Source organism: Paenibacillus thiaminolyticus, from assembly GCF_007066085.1.
GTDB lineage: Bacteria > Bacillota > Bacilli > Paenibacillales > Paenibacillaceae > Paenibacillus_B > Paenibacillus_B thiaminolyticus.
Window position 1 is genome coordinate 5,288,356 of sequence record NZ_CP041405.1, and the last position, 16,041, is coordinate 5,304,396.

At 56.0% G+C, this 16,041-nt stretch carries 12 protein-coding genes and 1 riboswitch; of the genes, 10 read left to right on the top strand and 2 right to left on the bottom strand.

Annotated features, from left to right (window positions below; translation table 11 throughout):
• Positions 1 to 225: 225 nt before the first annotated feature.
• From abc-f to FLT43_RS23515, 5 genes are all read left to right on the top strand, one after another.
• A complete protein-coding gene (gene abc-f / locus FLT43_RS23495; protein ID WP_087440795.1) occupies positions 226 to 1,956 on the top strand; it encodes a ribosomal protection-like ABC-F family protein in 1,731 nt (576 codons plus the stop codon).
• Positions 1,957 to 2,119: 163 nt separating this feature from the next.
• A complete protein-coding gene (locus tag FLT43_RS23500; protein ID WP_087440794.1) occupies positions 2,120 to 3,631 on the top strand; it encodes a DnaD domain protein in 1,512 nt (503 codons plus the stop codon).
• 70 nt (positions 3,632 to 3,701) lie between these two features.
• On the top strand, positions 3,702 to 4,649 hold the full coding sequence (gene dnaI, locus FLT43_RS23505; protein ID WP_087440793.1) for a primosomal protein DnaI: 948 nt from the start codon (positions 3,702 to 3,704) through the stop codon (positions 4,647 to 4,649).
• A gap of 105 nt (positions 4,650 to 4,754) precedes the next feature.
• Positions 4,755 to 5,180, top strand: a complete 426-nt coding sequence (locus FLT43_RS23510) for a MarR family winged helix-turn-helix transcriptional regulator (RefSeq protein WP_087440792.1) — start codon at positions 4,755 to 4,757, stop codon at positions 5,178 to 5,180.
• Positions 5,181 to 5,348: 168 nt separating this feature from the next.
• Positions 5,349 to 6,740 carry an MFS transporter gene (locus tag FLT43_RS23515; RefSeq protein ID WP_087440791.1) on the top strand — a complete coding sequence of 464 codons (1,392 nt, stop codon included), beginning with the start codon at positions 5,349 to 5,351 and terminating at the stop codon, positions 6,738 to 6,740.
• Positions 6,741 to 6,961: 221 nt separating this feature from the next.
• On the opposite strand, the gene FLT43_RS23520 is transcribed toward FLT43_RS23515, so the two are convergent.
• Positions 6,962 to 7,111 carry a YqzM family protein gene (locus FLT43_RS23520; RefSeq protein WP_087440790.1) on the bottom strand — a complete coding sequence of 50 codons (150 nt, stop codon included), beginning with the start codon at positions 7,109 to 7,111 and terminating at the stop codon, positions 6,962 to 6,964.
• Positions 7,112 to 7,361: 250 nt separating this feature from the next.
• Here FLT43_RS23520 and trxA point away from each other — a divergent pair, with 250 nt between their 5' ends.
• The 5 genes from trxA (at position 7,362) to FLT43_RS23545 (ending at position 13,840) form a co-directional block, all read left to right on the top strand.
• On the top strand, positions 7,362 to 7,682 hold the full coding sequence (gene trxA / locus FLT43_RS23525) for a thioredoxin (RefSeq protein WP_006676046.1): 321 nt from the start codon (positions 7,362 to 7,364) through the stop codon (positions 7,680 to 7,682).
• A gap of 187 nt (positions 7,683 to 7,869) precedes the next feature.
• Positions 7,870 to 9,960: an excinuclease ABC subunit UvrC gene (uvrC, locus tag FLT43_RS23530; RefSeq protein WP_087440789.1), complete on the top strand. Its 2,091-nt coding sequence runs from the start codon at positions 7,870 to 7,872 to the stop codon at positions 9,958 to 9,960.
• 511 nt (positions 9,961 to 10,471) lie between these two features.
• On the top strand, positions 10,472 to 11,671 hold the full coding sequence (locus FLT43_RS23535; protein WP_087440788.1) for a phosphoenolpyruvate hydrolase family protein: 1,200 nt from the start codon (positions 10,472 to 10,474) through the stop codon (positions 11,669 to 11,671).
• Positions 11,672 to 11,777: 106 nt separating this feature from the next.
• On the top strand, positions 11,778 to 13,010 hold the full coding sequence (locus tag FLT43_RS23540; protein WP_087440787.1) for a Tm-1-like ATP-binding domain-containing protein: 1,233 nt from the start codon (positions 11,778 to 11,780) through the stop codon (positions 13,008 to 13,010).
• Positions 13,007 to 13,840 carry a phosphoenolpyruvate hydrolase family protein gene (locus FLT43_RS23545; protein ID WP_087440786.1) on the top strand — a complete coding sequence of 278 codons (834 nt, stop codon included), beginning with the start codon at positions 13,007 to 13,009 and terminating at the stop codon, positions 13,838 to 13,840. The genes FLT43_RS23540 and FLT43_RS23545 overlap by 4 nt, the downstream gene beginning before the upstream one ends.
• Before the next feature lie 105 nt (positions 13,841 to 13,945).
• On the opposite strand, the gene FLT43_RS23550 is transcribed toward FLT43_RS23545, so the two are convergent.
• Positions 13,946 to 15,586 (bottom strand): CPBP family intramembrane glutamic endopeptidase, encoded by a 1,641-nt coding sequence (locus tag FLT43_RS23550; protein ID WP_087440785.1) that lies wholly within the window; start codon positions 15,584 to 15,586, stop codon positions 13,946 to 13,948.
• A gap of 244 nt (positions 15,587 to 15,830) precedes the next feature.
• A riboswitch (cyclic di-AMP (ydaO/yuaA leader) is annotated at positions 15,831 to 15,986 on the top strand.
• Positions 15,987 to 16,041 lie beyond the last annotated feature (55 nt).

Below are 16,041 nucleotides of genomic sequence, written 5' to 3' on the forward strand. Positions count from 1 at the left end.
GTTGCGCGCTTCGGCGAAGTGTGAACTTGCGCTGACACGCGCGATGGACTGACTGCCTAAGCGGTGCAGGCGCTGCAAGATGCAGGCGGCTTCGGCCGCTTGCGAAGGGACGCTGCCTCTGGGGCACGCGTTGTTTTGCGGCTTGCCGGCAGCATGGCCAGCGGCCAGACGTCCTTGAGCATTGCCGTATCATCTATCCTCTCTGGAATCCAGGGAGGTTTTTTTATGTATTCAAACAGATACTCGGAAGGCAGACAACGGCCCCCTGCCGGCAAGCTTGTATTGGAGGCGAGCGGCTTGGCCGCCGAGGCCGGAGACCGCCGTTTGTTCTCGATTCCGGAGACGCTGCGCGTCTATTCCGGCGAACGAATCGGGCTAATCGGGGCGAACGGTGCAGGCAAGACGACACTAATTCGGATATTGGCGGGGCTGCTGGAGCCTGCGCAAGGAAGCGTCAGGCGAATGGCATCCTGCGCTTTCGTGCCTCAGCTCGACGATATCCGGGATGAAGCCTCGGCCGAAGCGACGCTTAGCGGCGGAGAGCGGACGAAGCGGCGGCTCGAGCAGGCGCTGCAGGGCGGCGCCGAGCTGCTGCTGCTCGACGAGCCGACCAGCCATCTCGATATGGAGCAGATGAAGCGAATGGAAGAGCGGCTGCTCGATTTCTCACGGACGGGCACGCTGCTGCTTATCTCGCATGACCGGACGCTCCTGAACCGGGTTTGCACGAAAATATGGGAGATGGAAAACGGAACCCTCCATATTTATGCCGGCGGCTACGACGATTACCGCGTAGAGAAGGAACGGCTGCGCACGGAGCGCGAGCGCGAGTATGACCAGTATATCGCGGAGCGGGACCGGCTGCAGGAGATGATCGTCCAGACGAGGGTCATGGCGCAGGGCGTTGGCACCCCGCGTCCACGCAAAGGCTTGACCAGCAAGGAGATTCGTTCTGCCCGCCCTCACTTCAACCGCAAGCAGGGGAAGATGGATAAGCGGGTCAAGGCGATGGAGACGCGGCTGGAGAAGCTGCCGCAGGTGGAGCGCCCGTTCGAGCTTCCTCCCGTCGCCTTCGATGCAGAGTGCCACCGGCCGCTTCGGAGCAAGAGCGCACTCGAGGTGAAGGAGCTGCGGCTCTGCGCCGGGGAGCGGGAGCTGGTGCGGGACGGCAGCTTCCGCATCCGTCCGCAGATGAAGGTAGCCTTGCTCGGGCCGAACGGCTCGGGGAAGACGACGCTGCTGCGGCTGCTGAAGCAGAGAAGCGAGACCCCGGACGGCGGGCCGGAAGCGAGCGCTTCATCTGCCATGATCCGGTTCGCGCCGAATGCGCGCGTCGCCTATTTCGATCAGAAGCTGTACTCGCTTGACCTGCAGGAGAGCGCCTTGGAGAACGTGCAGAAGTCGAGCGCCTACGACCAGACCGCCATCCGCACGGCCTTGGCCCGGCTGCGGCTGCGCCGGGACGAGGCGTTGAAGCCGGTCTGGCAGCTAAGCGGCGGAGAGAAGGTCAAGACACAGCTCGTCAAGCTGTTCCTGAGCGAAGCCAATGTGCTGCTGCTCGATGAGCCGACGAATTACCTCGACATCGAGGCTCGCGAGGAGTTGGAGCGGGTGTTGGCCGCCTATCCGGGGACGCTTCTGTTCGCGACCCATGACCGTATGCTGCTGGAACGGACGGCCACGCATGTCCTCCGCTTCAACGGACAGTCGTTGGAGCTGCTGCCGATCGAGGCGCTGCACGCCGACAGGGAGTCGCCGCCGCAGCAGGACTCGCAAGCCGTTGGTACGGCCCCGCAGCAAGCGGCCTGGACGGAAGAGCAGCGGATGAAGGTCGAGCTGGAATGGTCCGAGCTGCTGTCCCGGCTGTCCCAGCCGGTTCGCCATGACGAGGCCGAGAAGGAGCGGCTAGAGCGGCGTTACGCCGAATTGCTTGAGCTGCGCAGGGCGATGCGATGAGCGGGAGATTCCAAATCGGCTGCCGCGCCTGCGACGGCCGGTTCGGACCGGTTCACCGGGGCATCCGCAATCGCCGAACACCGGATTTTTCCCCGGACGGTTCGTCCCCAAGTATGTTACAATAGGTGAACGTGACGTGCACGGATGAAAAGGAGAGAGTGTCATGCGAATGTCCAACATGCATCATTTTACAGAACACCATCGGTATGTGGCTTACCGGGAATTCAGCCTCAGCGAGCTGGATCGGAAGATGCTGTCCCACGTCTATCAGCCGATGGTCGGAGCATTCGCGATTGGGCTATATCATTTATTGTATCAGCATGCGCCTGCGGACCGCGTCGGCTACTCGGGAATCGATGCCCAGCGCCGCCTGTTCCTGCTGCTTGGGCTGGAGCCGAGCGAGAAGGGGCGCACCTACTTTATCGAACAGACCTCGAAGCTGGAGGCGGTCGGATTGCTGCAGACGTCGCGGATGCTCCTTCCGGACATGGAGGAGCATATGTACGAATATGAGCTTCAGCCTCCGCTATCGCCGCATGAGTTTTTCCGGACGCAGCATCTGACCCTGCTGCTGCGCGACTTCGTCGGCAAGTACGCCGTGCTGAATCTGAGGGAGCAATTCAGTACGGGCGAGCCCTTCGATGAGACGGTGAAGGAGGCGGAGCGCGAAAATATTTCGATCCCGTTCTATGAACTGTTCCGCCTGAACACGCAGGTGATTGACGTCGAGCTGGAGCAGGCGCTGGATGAAGTGGCGCCGAGCCGGGCGTCGGTCCGCCCTCCGGCGGTGACCGAGGAAGCAGAGGCGCCGGCCTTGAACTATGCCGACATTATTATCCGCTTCCCGAAGCAGTCGGTGAACCGCAGCTTCGTCGAACGGCTGCGCTATGACCAGGAAGGGCTTGGCGTCATCAATTATGTCGTCCGCAAGTTCGGGCTAACGCTGCAGGAGACGGTCCGGCTTCTCGATGAAGACGGCATCTTTGCCGAGAACGGCCGCATCGTCATCGATGAGCTGCAGCACCGGGCGCATATGCACTTCCGTCAGAACAAGCGCCGCGGGGAATGGCAGGAGCGGGAGCAGCAGCGCATCGGCCATCTCGGGGAGGAGACCGCGGCCCCGCAAGAGGAAGTCGCGGTCGAGATGGAGTTCTATGTTGACGTGCCGCCGCAGTTCAGCGGCAAATGCGATATTCATCAATACAATATGATGCTTCGCAATACACCGTACACCCAACTGCTGGAGCGGTTTTTCCCGGGAGCAGTGCCGGACTCTTTTTTGGATATGTTCACCAAGATGGATCTCAATTATAAGCTGCCGGATGAAGTCATTAACGTACTCATTCATTATTTGATGACCATGCTCGTACAAGGGGCCGAGCAGCGGTTGAACCGCAACTTCGTCGAAGCGATTGTGTCCAATATGCTGGTGAAGCAGGTCAACACTTATGAGCAAGCGGTAATGTATATCCGCCAGCAGTCGCAGCTGCAGGAGGCAGGCGCGGCCCGTTCGGGCGGGAAGGCCGCTTCGCAGCGGACGCGCAGCCGTTACGGAAAAGCGGCAAAACCGGCGATTCCGATCGTGACCCGCTCGGAGGAGGCGCCTTCGTCGCTGTCGCAGGAGGAGATCGACGCCGCACGGGCGCTCGCCCGCAGATTGGACGGACAAGCCTAAGGCCGGCAGGCGTGCTTGCAGGCTCCCCACACGATGAATATCGAAGACAGAAGATAAGGAGGGCTCCCGCATGGAATCGATAGGCGAACTGTTGAAGCAGCTGCCGCTTGGCAGCCGGCGCGCGCAAGCGGAGCAGAAGATGGCCGAGCTGATGAACCATCCGCTCGTCGCCGAATTCCGCAGCTCCTACCCCGAGCTGGACGAGCGTAGCCTTCGCATGAATATGAACAAATTGTACCAGTACGTGAAGGAAGCGGGGCATTGCAGCCAATGCCCGGGCCTGGATCAGTGCCCGAACGATTTCCATGGGCATTATACCCGGCTGAGCGCCGAGACGGTCAACGGACAGGCGTTCATCTATGACCGCAAGGTCCCGTGCCAGAAGTCGCTTGCGCATGAGCGCCAGCAGTCGATCCACAACCGCGTCCGTTCTTTTTACGTGGATGAGACGGCCCTTAAGCAGGGATATTCCGCCCGGGAGATGCTGGAGATCGACATGGAGCGGGTGCCTGCTGTCAAAAAAGTGATGGAATATGTGATGCAGGCGAAGGAATCTGGGCTGACGCCGCACGGATTGTACCTGGTCGGCCCGTTCGGGACCGGGAAGACCTTCCTGATGAGCTATGTGCTGTACGAACTGGCCCGCGCCGGTTATACCGGGGTCATCGTCTACATGCCAGAATTCGTCGAGGAGCTCAAATCGATGTTCCAGGAGCCGCAGAAGCTGCGGGAGACGATCGAGCTGATGAAGGAGACAGATTTGCTCGTATTTGACGATATCGGAGCGGAGAATATGTCGGCCTGGGTGCGCGATCATGTGCTCGGCTCGATTTTGAACTACCGGATGAACCGGAAGCCGACCTTCTATACGTCGAATTATGACACCAACTCGCTGCTGAAGCATTTCAGCTATACGCGCGACGGGGAAGATATTTATAAGGCAGAGCGGCTGATGGACCGGATTAAGCCGTTCACGGACATTGTCCATGTGAATGGGCGCAACAAACGGGGAACGTAAGACACGTGATAAGCGTGTCTTTTTTTATGCCGCATTGACAGGATGAGAAGGCCGAAACTATAATGGTCATAGCAACTATCGTCACATCAATAATGGAGGCCCGCTTTGGAATTAGAAAAATATATTGGCGTCATCGTGAGCCGTGCAGATTTGAAATTGAGCAATTATTATCAAAAAGTAGTCAGCCCGTTCGGCCTCACCGTCGATCAATGGGAGATTCTTGTCGTGCTGTGGGAGCAGGAGGGCATCACGCAAAAGGAGCTTGCCGAGCGCTTGTACAAGGATCAGACGAACATTGCGCGAATGTTGTTCAAGCTGGAGACAAAGGGTTTTATCCATCGCGTCACCCATGAGACGGACAGAAGAGCTTTGCGCGTCTACTTAACCTCCAAAGGACGGGAAATCAAGGATGAGATTATGGAACCTTCGATTGAAGCCTATAAAAAAACGATAGCCGGCTTAACCGAAGAAGAAGTAGACAACTTCAGAAGAACACTTGCGGTGATGTACAACAATGTCAAGGATCTGTAGCTTGCTTGTCTGGGCGAGGTCCTTCGTTTTATGGACAAATAGTTGCCATGACCATTATCATCACAACAAATATATGGATGGAGGTGGGGCTGTTATTTTCAATTGAGCGGGAGACTCAGTTATTTTTTTGAAAAATTACTTGCTATAACAATTAAGGATGTGACAAGTATGTCGGGTACACAGGTGGAAACGGAATCGCAAAAGGCAGGGATCCTCGATGCTCCTTACCGGGCATTAACCATCGGCATCGTTTTGATCGTGACGACGATGGCGTTTGAAGGGCTGGCCATCACGACCATTGCTCCCAAATTGGCGCAGCATTTAGAGGGTATTCATTTATATGGATGGATATTTAGCGCCTTTCTGTTGTCCCAAATTATCGGCACGATGATTATGGGGCAGCAGATTGACAGGAGGGGAGTCACTCGCTCCTTTATGGCGGCCATCATCATTTTTGTTATCGGCATTGTCGTCGCGGCATCAGCGGTCAATATGTATATGCTCATTGCCGGGAGAGCGCTTCAAGGCTTTGGCGCGGGCGCCAGCATCACTTGCGTGTATTACAGCATCACGCTGCGCTATCCGGATGCGCTCCGGACCAAAATCCTTGCGGCTTTTTCCGGCGCCTATATCCTTCCTGCACTAATCGGCCCTTATCTGGCAGGAGTCATCGCCGAGCTTGCCTCATGGAGATTTGTATTTTGGTTTGTACTCCCATTCGTTGTGCTGGCCGTGATTTTGACGATTCCTTCCTTCCGGCACATGCAGCAGACCGGGCGCACATCATCCGGACAACGCCATCATAAGGAAATCTATGCCATCATTTTGACGCTGGGCACGGGGCTGCTGCTGACCGGCTCAGGCTCGATATCCGAATGGAGCGGCATCGCGTTGACGGTGGCGGGCCTTGTTCTAGTGGTGCCCCCTTTGCGGAAGCTGCTCCCTTCCGGGTCCTTCCTCCTTCGCAAAGGCCTGCCTGCCACCATTGTATCCAGAGGGTTCTACGTCGCCGTTTATGTCGCTACGGAGAGTTACGTCGTCTTGGCCCTGATCCAAGTGAAAGGTCTGTCCGCGGACATTGCTGGCTTGATTGTGGCCGCCGGAGCGTTGAGCTGGTCCACGGCGGCTTGGCTGCAATCCAAGCTTGACGAACGGGATGCCGGCAAGGGCAGGAAGAAGAGAGCGGTGATCGGAGTCGCCATGATGGTCATCGGCGTCATTTGCGTCATGGCGGTCATCGGGCTGCCTGGGGGCACTATTGCTTTGGCGATTTTGTCCCAAATATGCACCGGATTCGGCATCGGGCTGGCCAACCCGACAACAGGAGCCATTGCGCTGCAGCATGCAGAGCCCGGCCAGGAAGGCGAGGTATCGTCTCAGCTCCAATTCGTCGATGCGTTCGGGCCCGGATTAAGCGTAGGCATTGGCGGAGCGCTTATCGCCATCAGCGATTCGCTTGATTGGGGAATCTTTGCGGGCATCATGCTGGCCTTAACTGCCCAGTTGTTGTTCATCGTTATCAGCTTGGCCGCCGCCTCCCGCATTGCGGTCCAACGTTAAAGATAACCATTCATCTTCGTCCATCCGCCTGGTGCGGGTTCCGGAAAGGCTTCGATAGCAGTAAAAAAAGCATGCAGCGATGCATGCTTTATCTTCATAATGGCTCGCGTATGGCTCGCGCAGGAACGGATTGAAAGGTTCGGGCGCTTCCGCTTGACGCTGTTCCCGGCAGGCGGAAGCTATCCGGGCCTGCCTGCGGAACGGCGTATGGCGATTGGATGTTACGACATAATGAACTTCACGATCACCATGCCGAAGAAGACGACGAACATAAACCCGAACATGGCGTTGAACCCGAACAACACGTCTGAAAAATCATTTCTCGGTTCTTCGTTGACATGTTCGCGAGGATCCATCGTATTGGCTTCCATTAGCGCGTCCTCCCATTTGTCCGTCACGTTGCAATGATTCAGATCACAACATGGACAGGTAGTAAAACCCATTTTAACGCCTCTAGTATATCGAACGGCGGCGGAACTGTAAAGTCCGGGCCTTGTTATCGTGTGACAAATTCCTAACAAAATGCATCCTGCTCCGATTTCACATAAAAGTCCGACTTGTGGTATACTTTACTTGTTGACTCAGATATTCTGTTTTTCACGATAAAGGAGGTTCTCTAACATGGCTATCGTAAATGTGTCCGACCAGTCGTTCAAGACCGAGGTAGAAGGTCAGCAGGGCGTCGTATTGGTCGACTTTTGGGCGCCTTGGTGCGGCCCTTGCAAGAGATTGGCTCCGATTCTTGAAGAATTGGACGGAGAAGTAAGCGGTCAAGCAACGATCGCGAAGGTGAACGTGGATGAGAATCCGGAATCCGCTTCCCGCTTCGGCGTAATGAGCATTCCGACGATCATCGTGTTCAAGGACGGTCAGCCAGTGGACAAAGTGGTCGGCCTGAACTCCAAGGATGCGCTCAAAGGCTTGATTGGCAAGCATCAATAAGCATCCGTGCGGATGAGTATGCAATAGAAGAGAAGCCTTCCTGGCTCAGGAAGGCTTCTTTGCGTTGAGCAGAAGCGCAGCGCCCTCTTTTTTGATAAAATAGAAGAGTCATGCATCTACAACGAATGCCATGAGCTTTCGTGCAGGGTGCCGAGGCAGGAACAATGATGGTAAGGAGGGAGCTCGCGTGAGCGACTCGGACAAGAACCGCCCGAACTGGCGCGCAGAGCGGTGGAAGGCCCGCTGGAATGAACGCTATGCCCCGGAACAGGAAGACGAGCTGGATGCCGAAGCATTGGCTGAACGCGCCCAGGCGCTGGAGCAGATTCACCACAAGCTCGCCTTGCTGCCCGATGCGCCAGGCTGCTATTTGATGAAGAACAGAGAGGGCACAATTATTTATGTCGGCAAGGCCAAGGTGCTTAAGAACCGTGTCCGCTCCTATTTCTCGGGCAGCCATGACGGCAAAACCCAACGACTTGTAGCGGAAATCCGCGATTTCGAATATATCGTCACCGGCAGCAATATGGAAGCCCTCATATTGGAATGCAATCTTATTAAGAAGCATCACCCGCGTTACAATGTGCTGCTGAAGGATGACAAGACGTTTCCTTATATCAAAATAACGAATGAACGCCACCCGCGGCTTGAGGTGACGCGCCGGGTGCTGAAGGATAAGGCGAAATATTTCGGCCCTTATCCGAACGGCTTCGCTGCCCAACAGACGAAGAAGCTGCTCGACCGCCTCTATCCGCTGCGCAAATGCTCCACGATGCCGGATCGGGTCTGCTTGTACTATCATATCGGCCAGTGCTTGGCCCCCTGCGAGTACGAGGTGACTGAGTCCGAATACGAAAACATGGTGCAGGAGATCTCCAAATTTCTCAGCGGCGGACATGAAGAGATTAAACGTGAGCTGCAGCGGAAGATGGAGGAGGCGGCCGAGGAGCTGCAATTCGAGCGGGCCAAGGAATATCGCGATCAGCTGATGGCGATCGCGTCGATTATGGAGAAGCAGAACATCAATACATCCGATCAGGTCGATCGGGATGTGTTCGGGTTCGCGGTGGACAAAGGCTGGATGTGCGTGCAGATTCTTTATATCCGTCAAGGAAAAATGATCGAGCGCCATACGACGCAATTTCCGTTCTATGGGGAGCCCTATGCCGACTTCATGTCCTTCGTGACGCAATATTACAGCGAGAATCCGGCGGTGCCGAAGGAGATTCTTCTCCCGGATCCGGATGGACTGGCTGCGCTGACGGCAGACGCGGAAGACTTGGTTGACGTGGAAGACGTGGATGGCGGGGCTAATCGGGAGGGGCTGGACGCCGTTCCACATGCCGAAGAGAGCTTGGCGACGACAGAAGCGCTCCAGCAATGGCTGAAGGTGAAGGTCATCCTGCCGAAGCGCGGGCTGAAGAAGCAGATGGTATCGATGGCGATGGAAAATGCGCGGGTCGCTTTGGACGAGAAGTTCAAGCTGGTCGAGCGAAGCGAGGAGCGGACGCAGCGGGCTGCCCAACGGCTCGGGGATGCGCTCGGGATCGGTTCGCTGCGCCGGATTGAAGCCTTCGATAACTCCAATATTCAGGGGGCCGACCCGGTCTCCGCGATGGTCGTCTTCACGGACGGCAAGCCGGATAAGAAGGAATACCGGAAATACAAAGTGCGTACCGTCGTCGGCCCGGATGATTACGAGACGATGCGCGAAGTCATCCGCCGCCGCTATGAACGGGTGTTGAAGGAACAGCTGGATATGCCGGATCTCATTATCGTGGACGGCGGCCGGGGTCAGATGTCGGCGGCGCTGGATGTGCTCGAGAATGAACTCGGCCTTGACATCCCGGTATGCGGTCTGGTCAAGGACAACAAGCATAAGACGGCGCAGCTGATGGCCGGATTCCCGCCCGCCATCGTGCCGCTTGCGCGGGACAGCCAGGAGTTCTACCTGCTGCAGCGCATTCAGGATGAGGTTCACCGCTTCGCGATCTCGTTCCACCGCGAACGGCGGGCCAAATCGATGGTGACGTCTGCCCTCGATTCCATTCCGGGCATTGGCGAGAAGCGGCGGAAGCTGCTGCTCAAGCACTTCGGCTCCTTGAAGAAAATCAGGGAAGCATCGGTCGAGGATTTCCGGGAAATCGGGATTGGCGAGAAGCTGGCGAATACGATCTTGGCCTCGCTCCGGCGAGAGAAGGAACCGCAGGCAGCGGAGCCGGATGCCCCGGACATGGAGGCTGCCGATGTGGATAATGACGTGAACAATGATGAATAAAAGGAAACAAGCTGGAAGCTTTGCAGGCCGTTACTGCAAGGCTTCTTTTTTCGAGCGGGTTCCGGCGGTTTCGGTTGACGTACTGGACTTACGCTTGGCCCTAGAACCGGGCGGCGGCTCGGCCCCTCTAGGCAGGGGTTCGGAGCACCTTATTAAGCAATCTCCCCGTCGCTCAGAATCGAAGCTGGCACACGTCCCTGACGAGATGGGAGCGTGCCCAAAGGGATGGCCGCATGAAGGCTAGCGGGAAACGTTCCTGAGGAGAGGGGAGAGTGCGCGAAAGGAACGGCAAGGACAACCCCCCGGGACGGAAACTGAGCGAAGGGGAGAATGTCTATAAGGATGTTAACAAGAGATCAACTTGGCCTTGGGGAAGACACAGGAAGGCGGAGATGCGGGCTGTTTTACCGAACTGCCGGCAGCCGTCGCGCTGGTTTATAGACCAGTCATCCGGGGAATGTTATGATGTTGGTCAAGAAATAAGCATCGAGCCGGTAAAGGGTGTGTTGTCGTGTATTTCGACCGCGGAACGATAAGAACGAAGCTGCAAGCGCAGATCCAGGCGAACGGGCATATTATTGGCGTAGCGGCCGGCGCGGGCATCACCGCCAAGTATGCGGTTAAGGGCGGAGCGGATTTCATTTTAGCCTTGAATTCAGGCCGGTTCCGGCAGATGGGGCTGAGCTCGCTGGGCGGGCTGCTTCCCTTTTCGAACAGCAACGATCTGGTGATGGAATTCGGAACGAGGGAGATTATCCCTATCGTCAGAGACGTTCCCGTTATCTTTGGGCTGTGCGCGACGGATCCGACCATTGAGTTGGAGCAATATATTGAATCGATTCGGGAACAGGGCTTTTCTGGCATAAATAACTATCCGACCGTCGGATTAATGGGCGGTCTTTTTGGTGAGGCTTTGAAGGAAGAAGGGACTTGCTTCGACATTGAAATCGAGGCGATCCGGTTAGCGCATGCCAAAGGCTTGTTTACGATCGCATTCGTGTTCGAAGAAGATCAGGCGCGGCGTATGGCTGCTGCCGGAGCGGATATCGTGTGCGCGCATTTGGGCTTTACGAAGGGCGGCGTTCTTGGCGCGAAAAAAGTATTGTCGCTCAAAGCCGCGGCGGAGATGGCAAGAGATATTTTTAACGCTTGCGATGAAGTCAATACCGGTGTCATGAAGATGGTCTACGGCGGGCCAGTCAACACTCCTTCCGACGTGGAGTATATGTATGACAATACCGGAGCTGTAGGCTATTTGGGCGGCTCGTCCTTCGAGAGAATTCCTTCCGAAGCGGCGATTACGCAGGCGGCCAGCGAGTTCAAGGAGGCGGGGCTGACCGAGCAGGACAAGCTCCTTCGCCATATGCTAGAGGGCGTGGCCAAGCATTATGATCATGTGCAGTTCGTGAAGGAGTATGTAGCCGCGAATTACATGAATGAGATTTCGTTTGCCGAGCTCGCATTGGTAGCCCATATTTCGCGAACACATTTAAGCTACTTGTTCAAAAAAGAAGTAGGCTGCACGTTTCCCGAATACTTGACGAGATTTCGAATCAACAAGGCCAAGGAATTCATGAAGCAGAGCCATATTGACCTGTCCGAGGTGTCGGCGCTGGCCGGATATAATGACTACGCCCATTTCAGCAAAACATTCAAAAAACTGACGGGGCTGTCCCCGCGAGAATATCGACATCAGTACAAAAACACATAAAAGCCATACAAATTCACATGAATTGCCCAGGTGAAAGACCTATACTTGAATTGTAAGCAAGTTCAGCAATACTGAGTACTTCCACTTTACCGAGGAGGTTATGCCAGTGAAAACAGTCGCGATAGTCGGAACGTTTGATTCCAAAGGAACCGAGTTTGCTTTTGTCAGAGATATGCTTCAAGGTCTTGGTCTGAATACGCTTACGATCCATAGCGGAGTGTTCGAGCCGATGTTCGTCCCGGATGTCTCGAATGAGGAAGTAGCCAGGGAAGCTGGAGCGGATATTCGTGAAATCGCCTCCAAACGGGACCGATCGCTAGCCACGGAAGTACTCGCGAAGGGCATGGAAAAGCTGATTCCGAGACTGTACGCGGAAGGTAAATTCGATGGAATCCTCTCCTTCGGCGGCAGCGGCGGCACATCGATCGTTACGCCCGGAATGAGAGCGCTCCCAATCGGCGTGCCGAAGATTATGGTGTCGACCGTCGCTTCCGGAAATGTCTCGCAATATGTCGGGACGAGCGATATTATGATGTATCCATCTATCGTCGACGTGTCGGGACTGAACTCGATTTCGACCAAAATATTTACGAACGCGGCCATGGCGATAGCCGGTATGCTGAAGTTCGAGGTGGAGCATGCTGTGGAGAAAAAGCCGCTCATCGCGGCGACGATGTTCGGGCTGACGACGCCTTGCGTCAATCAAGCACGCGAGTATCTGGAGGAACAAGGCTATGAAGTGGTCGTGTTCCATGCCACGGGCGCCGGCGGCAAGACGATGGAACGGTTGATCGAATCCGGATTCTTCGATGGCGTGCTGGATATCACGACCACGGAATGGTGCGACGAGCTGGTCGGCGGCGTGCTCAATGCCGGACCGAACCGGCTTGAGGCGGCCGTGCGGGGGCGTGTGCCTCAAGTGGTATCGACAGGAGCGCTGGACATGGTCAACTTCGGCCCGTTCGATACGGTGCCCGAGAAGTTCGCGAATCGAACGTTCTACAAGCACAATCCGACCGTCACGTTGATGAGAACGACCGTGGAGGAAAATATAGAGCTGGGCAAAATTATCGCCGGGAAATTGAACGAGGCGACTGCTCCGACTGCGCTCATGCTGCCATTGAAGGGCGTATCCGGGCTGGATGTGGAAGGACAGCCATTCTACGGGCCGGAAGAGGATCAGGCCTTGTTCGATACGCTGAGACAGGAAATCGACCGCAATGCCATAGAACTCATCGAACTCGATTCGGACATCAATGACAAGAGCTTTGCACTGGCCGCAGCCCGGAAGTTAGTCGAACTGATGCGGAAGCGCACACAAGAGGAGGATGCAAAATGAAACAAACTCGACAGGAAATCATCAGTCAACTGAAAGCGCAAGTAGCCAATGGCGACATGATCTTGGGCGCCGGAGCAGGAACGGGGATTTCCGCCAAGAGCGGCGAAGCGGGCGGAGTTGATTTGATTATCATTTACAACTCGGGAAGATATAGAATGGCCGGCCGGGGCTCTCTCGCGGGATTGATGCCTTACGGGGACGCCAACCAAATCGTCGTCGATATGGGGGCGGAAGTACTGCCGGTCGTGAAGCGCGCTCCGGTGCTGGCGGGAGTATGCGGTACAGACCCGTTCCGCATCATGGATGTGTTCCTGAAGCAGTTGAAGGAGCAAGGCTTCGCAGGCGTGCAGAACTTCCCGACCGTGGGCCTGATCGACGGCGTCTTCCGGGCGAATCTGGAAGAGACGGGCATGGGCTATGATTTGGAAGTGGACATGATTCGCAAGGCTCATGAGCTTGATCTGCTTACGACGCCGTATGTGTTCGACGAGGAGCAGGCGATGAAGATGGCCAAGGCAGGCGCGGATATTTTGGTTGCGCATATGGGCTTGACGACCAAAGGGACGATTGGCGCGAAGACTGCTCTCTCGCTTGACGATTGCGCCAAGAAAGTCCAAGCCATCGCTGACGCAGGCCGTGCGGTGAATCCGGATATTTTGGTCATCTGCCACGGCGGTCCGATTGCGGAGCCGGAGGATGCCCGCTATATTTTCGAGCATACGACGGGCATCGACGGATTTTTCGGCGCTTCCAGCATCGAGCGGTTCGCGGCCGAGGTTGGCATCCGCCAGCAAGCCGAAGCGTTCAAAAATGTAAAATTGAAATCGTAAATAAAGAAAAACAGCATTGCTGGGCTTGTCCCGCGACGCCTGTTATAAATAAGACGTGTACGGGTTAACCGCCGCTTGGCAGGGTCAACCCGCGCACGTCTTTTTTCATGGCAGCCTTGCGCTATACCGATGGAGATACCTCACGCTGTACACGATCAACATCGGCAGCGCCAGATAGAATACGCCAAGTCCGAGGCCGGACGCTGTGCCCTCCAGCAGATAAGAGATGCTCATCAGCACGTTGTCGAGCATGAGATGGGCGAACATGGCCGTCCAGAAGCCATGGCGCAGCATAATGGCGAGGAACAGGAGGCCGATTATGAGCAGCTCCACCGGTCGCGAATAGTACGGGTAAATCGGATAAGTCACATGGCCGAAGGCCCAGATCAAGGTCGGAATGACCCCGGCTGCCCAAGGGTTCCGAATCCAGCGGTTCAGCAGGCCGGTCCCGAACCAGCGGAATACGCCTTCCTCTGAAATCGCCGCCATCCAGGCGAGGAGCGGATAGAGGGCTGGCGCGGTCAGATTGAGCGGAGACATGGAGGCATCGGTGGCCGACCAGGCGCCGAAGCCGGTCTCCAGCGTCAGGAAGATGACGCTCTGTACCCCGAGCAGTACGCCCGCATACAGCGTTCCGAGGCGGAATGACCCGGTCAAGACCGTGCCGAATGACCGATCGCGCCATGTCGGCAGCAGCTCGCTTCGTCCTGACTGTCTCCAGAAATAAGAGCCCGACACCAGCGAAAAATAAAGGAACAGCCCTTGCGTAACCGTAATGGCCCCTTGCAGCACGAGGGCCACATTCAGATTCAGCTCCGTACGGGGCACTCCGAACTGCAGGACGACCAAGCCGGGCATCATATTCCACATATGGAGCATGGAGATGGCGCATGACAGGAGCGACAGAGCGATTAAGGTGCCTGAGCCGAAGCGGATCCGCCGCCGGTAATAAATGCAAGCCCACAGCGCAAGCATACTGAGTCCCATCGACATCCACCGGTAGCCGATACGATAGAGGGAACCGGCGGTCTCGGTCTGCTTCACATCAATGTCCTTGTAATCGGACGGAATGCTCCAGACGGGATGCAGCGCCACGACGCGATCTAAGCGCATGCGAACGACTAGTTCGAGCCGGGCAGCCCCGATCTCGCCCTGCTTGACGGAGTAACGCAGTTCATCCGCCTTAGACAAATGATCATCCTGCAGTTCCAGCTTGGATACGTCCCAGCCGAGCGCGTTCAGCTCGCGGTCGGCAATTGGCCGCGCCTTCTCAACGGCGAGCGCGGGGGCCTCCGATTGTGGACTCTCTGGAATGGCGGCTAATTCATACCCCACGATGCTGCCGCTTGTCATATGTACATCAACCTTCAAAATGTCGTTCCCATCGGGTGTCGTGACACCGAGCAGGACTTGATAAATATCTATCGGGGCCTGGCTGTCCCATGGAGCATAGCTGGCGGCCAGCCTCTCCCGGTTCATATATCCCGACATTAGTCTGTCGGTCTGGTAGACGACCGTCGGCTCCTGTTCCGACAGCATGATGCGGCTTCTCCTCGGCTCGCGCTTCACAAATTCAACCGCCCGCTCGGCAGCCTGCCGCTTCGTAAGAAGCGTTCGCTCCTGCTCTGGCCCGGTCCGGTTCGCTTCCTGAAGCGAGGGAATAACTATCTGCAGGAGCACAAACACTATAAATCCAATGATCGAAGCCAGCCATAAACGTTTCGTTACATGATGGAACACAGGCATAGAGCTACCTCCGTTATCGATTCCGGTGCTTTTCATTATTGTATCCACTCCATTGGCGTAAAGTCCAGGCATGAAAATTATGGAATAAACCAGCTACACGCTGAAATAGAAAGCGCGAAAGACACAGTGAGAGATTAGGATAGGATGTAAGCGCTATTTAAAGTCTTTTTCCTATATTTTTTGTTTATTTTGTGCCTGCATCGACTTTGTGCCCCTGTCATGAAACGTATATAATCTCGTTATGAATTGAATACGGCCGAATTTCGTGAATTACGAAAGCGGGGGACCCGATCATTGGGGTGAATTTTGCGCCGATCCGCATTATGGATCTTGGCAAATAGGGCGGCCTGGACGCGCCCGAATCCGTCAGCTAACCTCGTAGGCATTGAACGTCAGGATACCAGCGTTAGCATTGGAGTTCCAGTGCTTTTTTTCGTGCTGAAAATGAGGTGATT

What these genes read in the sequence shown, in the direction of transcription:
- abc-f (WP_087440795.1), top strand. Translation starts at nt 226, where the DNA reads ATGTATTCAAACAGATACTCGGAAGGCAGACAACGGCCCCCTGCCGGC.
- FLT43_RS23500 (WP_087440794.1), top strand. Translation starts at nt 2,120, where the DNA reads ATGCGAATGTCCAACATGCATCATTTTACAGAACACCATCGGTATGTG.
- dnaI (WP_087440793.1), top strand. Translation starts at nt 3,702, where the DNA reads ATGGAATCGATAGGCGAACTGTTGAAGCAGCTGCCGCTTGGCAGCCGG.
- FLT43_RS23515 (WP_087440791.1), top strand. Translation starts at nt 5,349, where the DNA reads ATGTCGGGTACACAGGTGGAAACGGAATCGCAAAAGGCAGGGATCCTC.
- FLT43_RS23520 (WP_087440790.1), bottom strand. Translation starts at nt 7,111, where the DNA reads ATGGAAGCCAATACGATGGATCCTCGCGAACATGTCAACGAAGAACCG.
- trxA (WP_006676046.1), top strand. Translation starts at nt 7,362, where the DNA reads ATGGCTATCGTAAATGTGTCCGACCAGTCGTTCAAGACCGAGGTAGAA.
- FLT43_RS23545 (WP_087440786.1), top strand. Translation starts at nt 13,007, where the DNA reads ATGAAACAAACTCGACAGGAAATCATCAGTCAACTGAAAGCGCAAGTA.
- FLT43_RS23550 (WP_087440785.1), bottom strand. Translation starts at nt 15,586, where the DNA reads ATGCCTGTGTTCCATCATGTAACGAAACGTTTATGGCTGGCTTCGATC.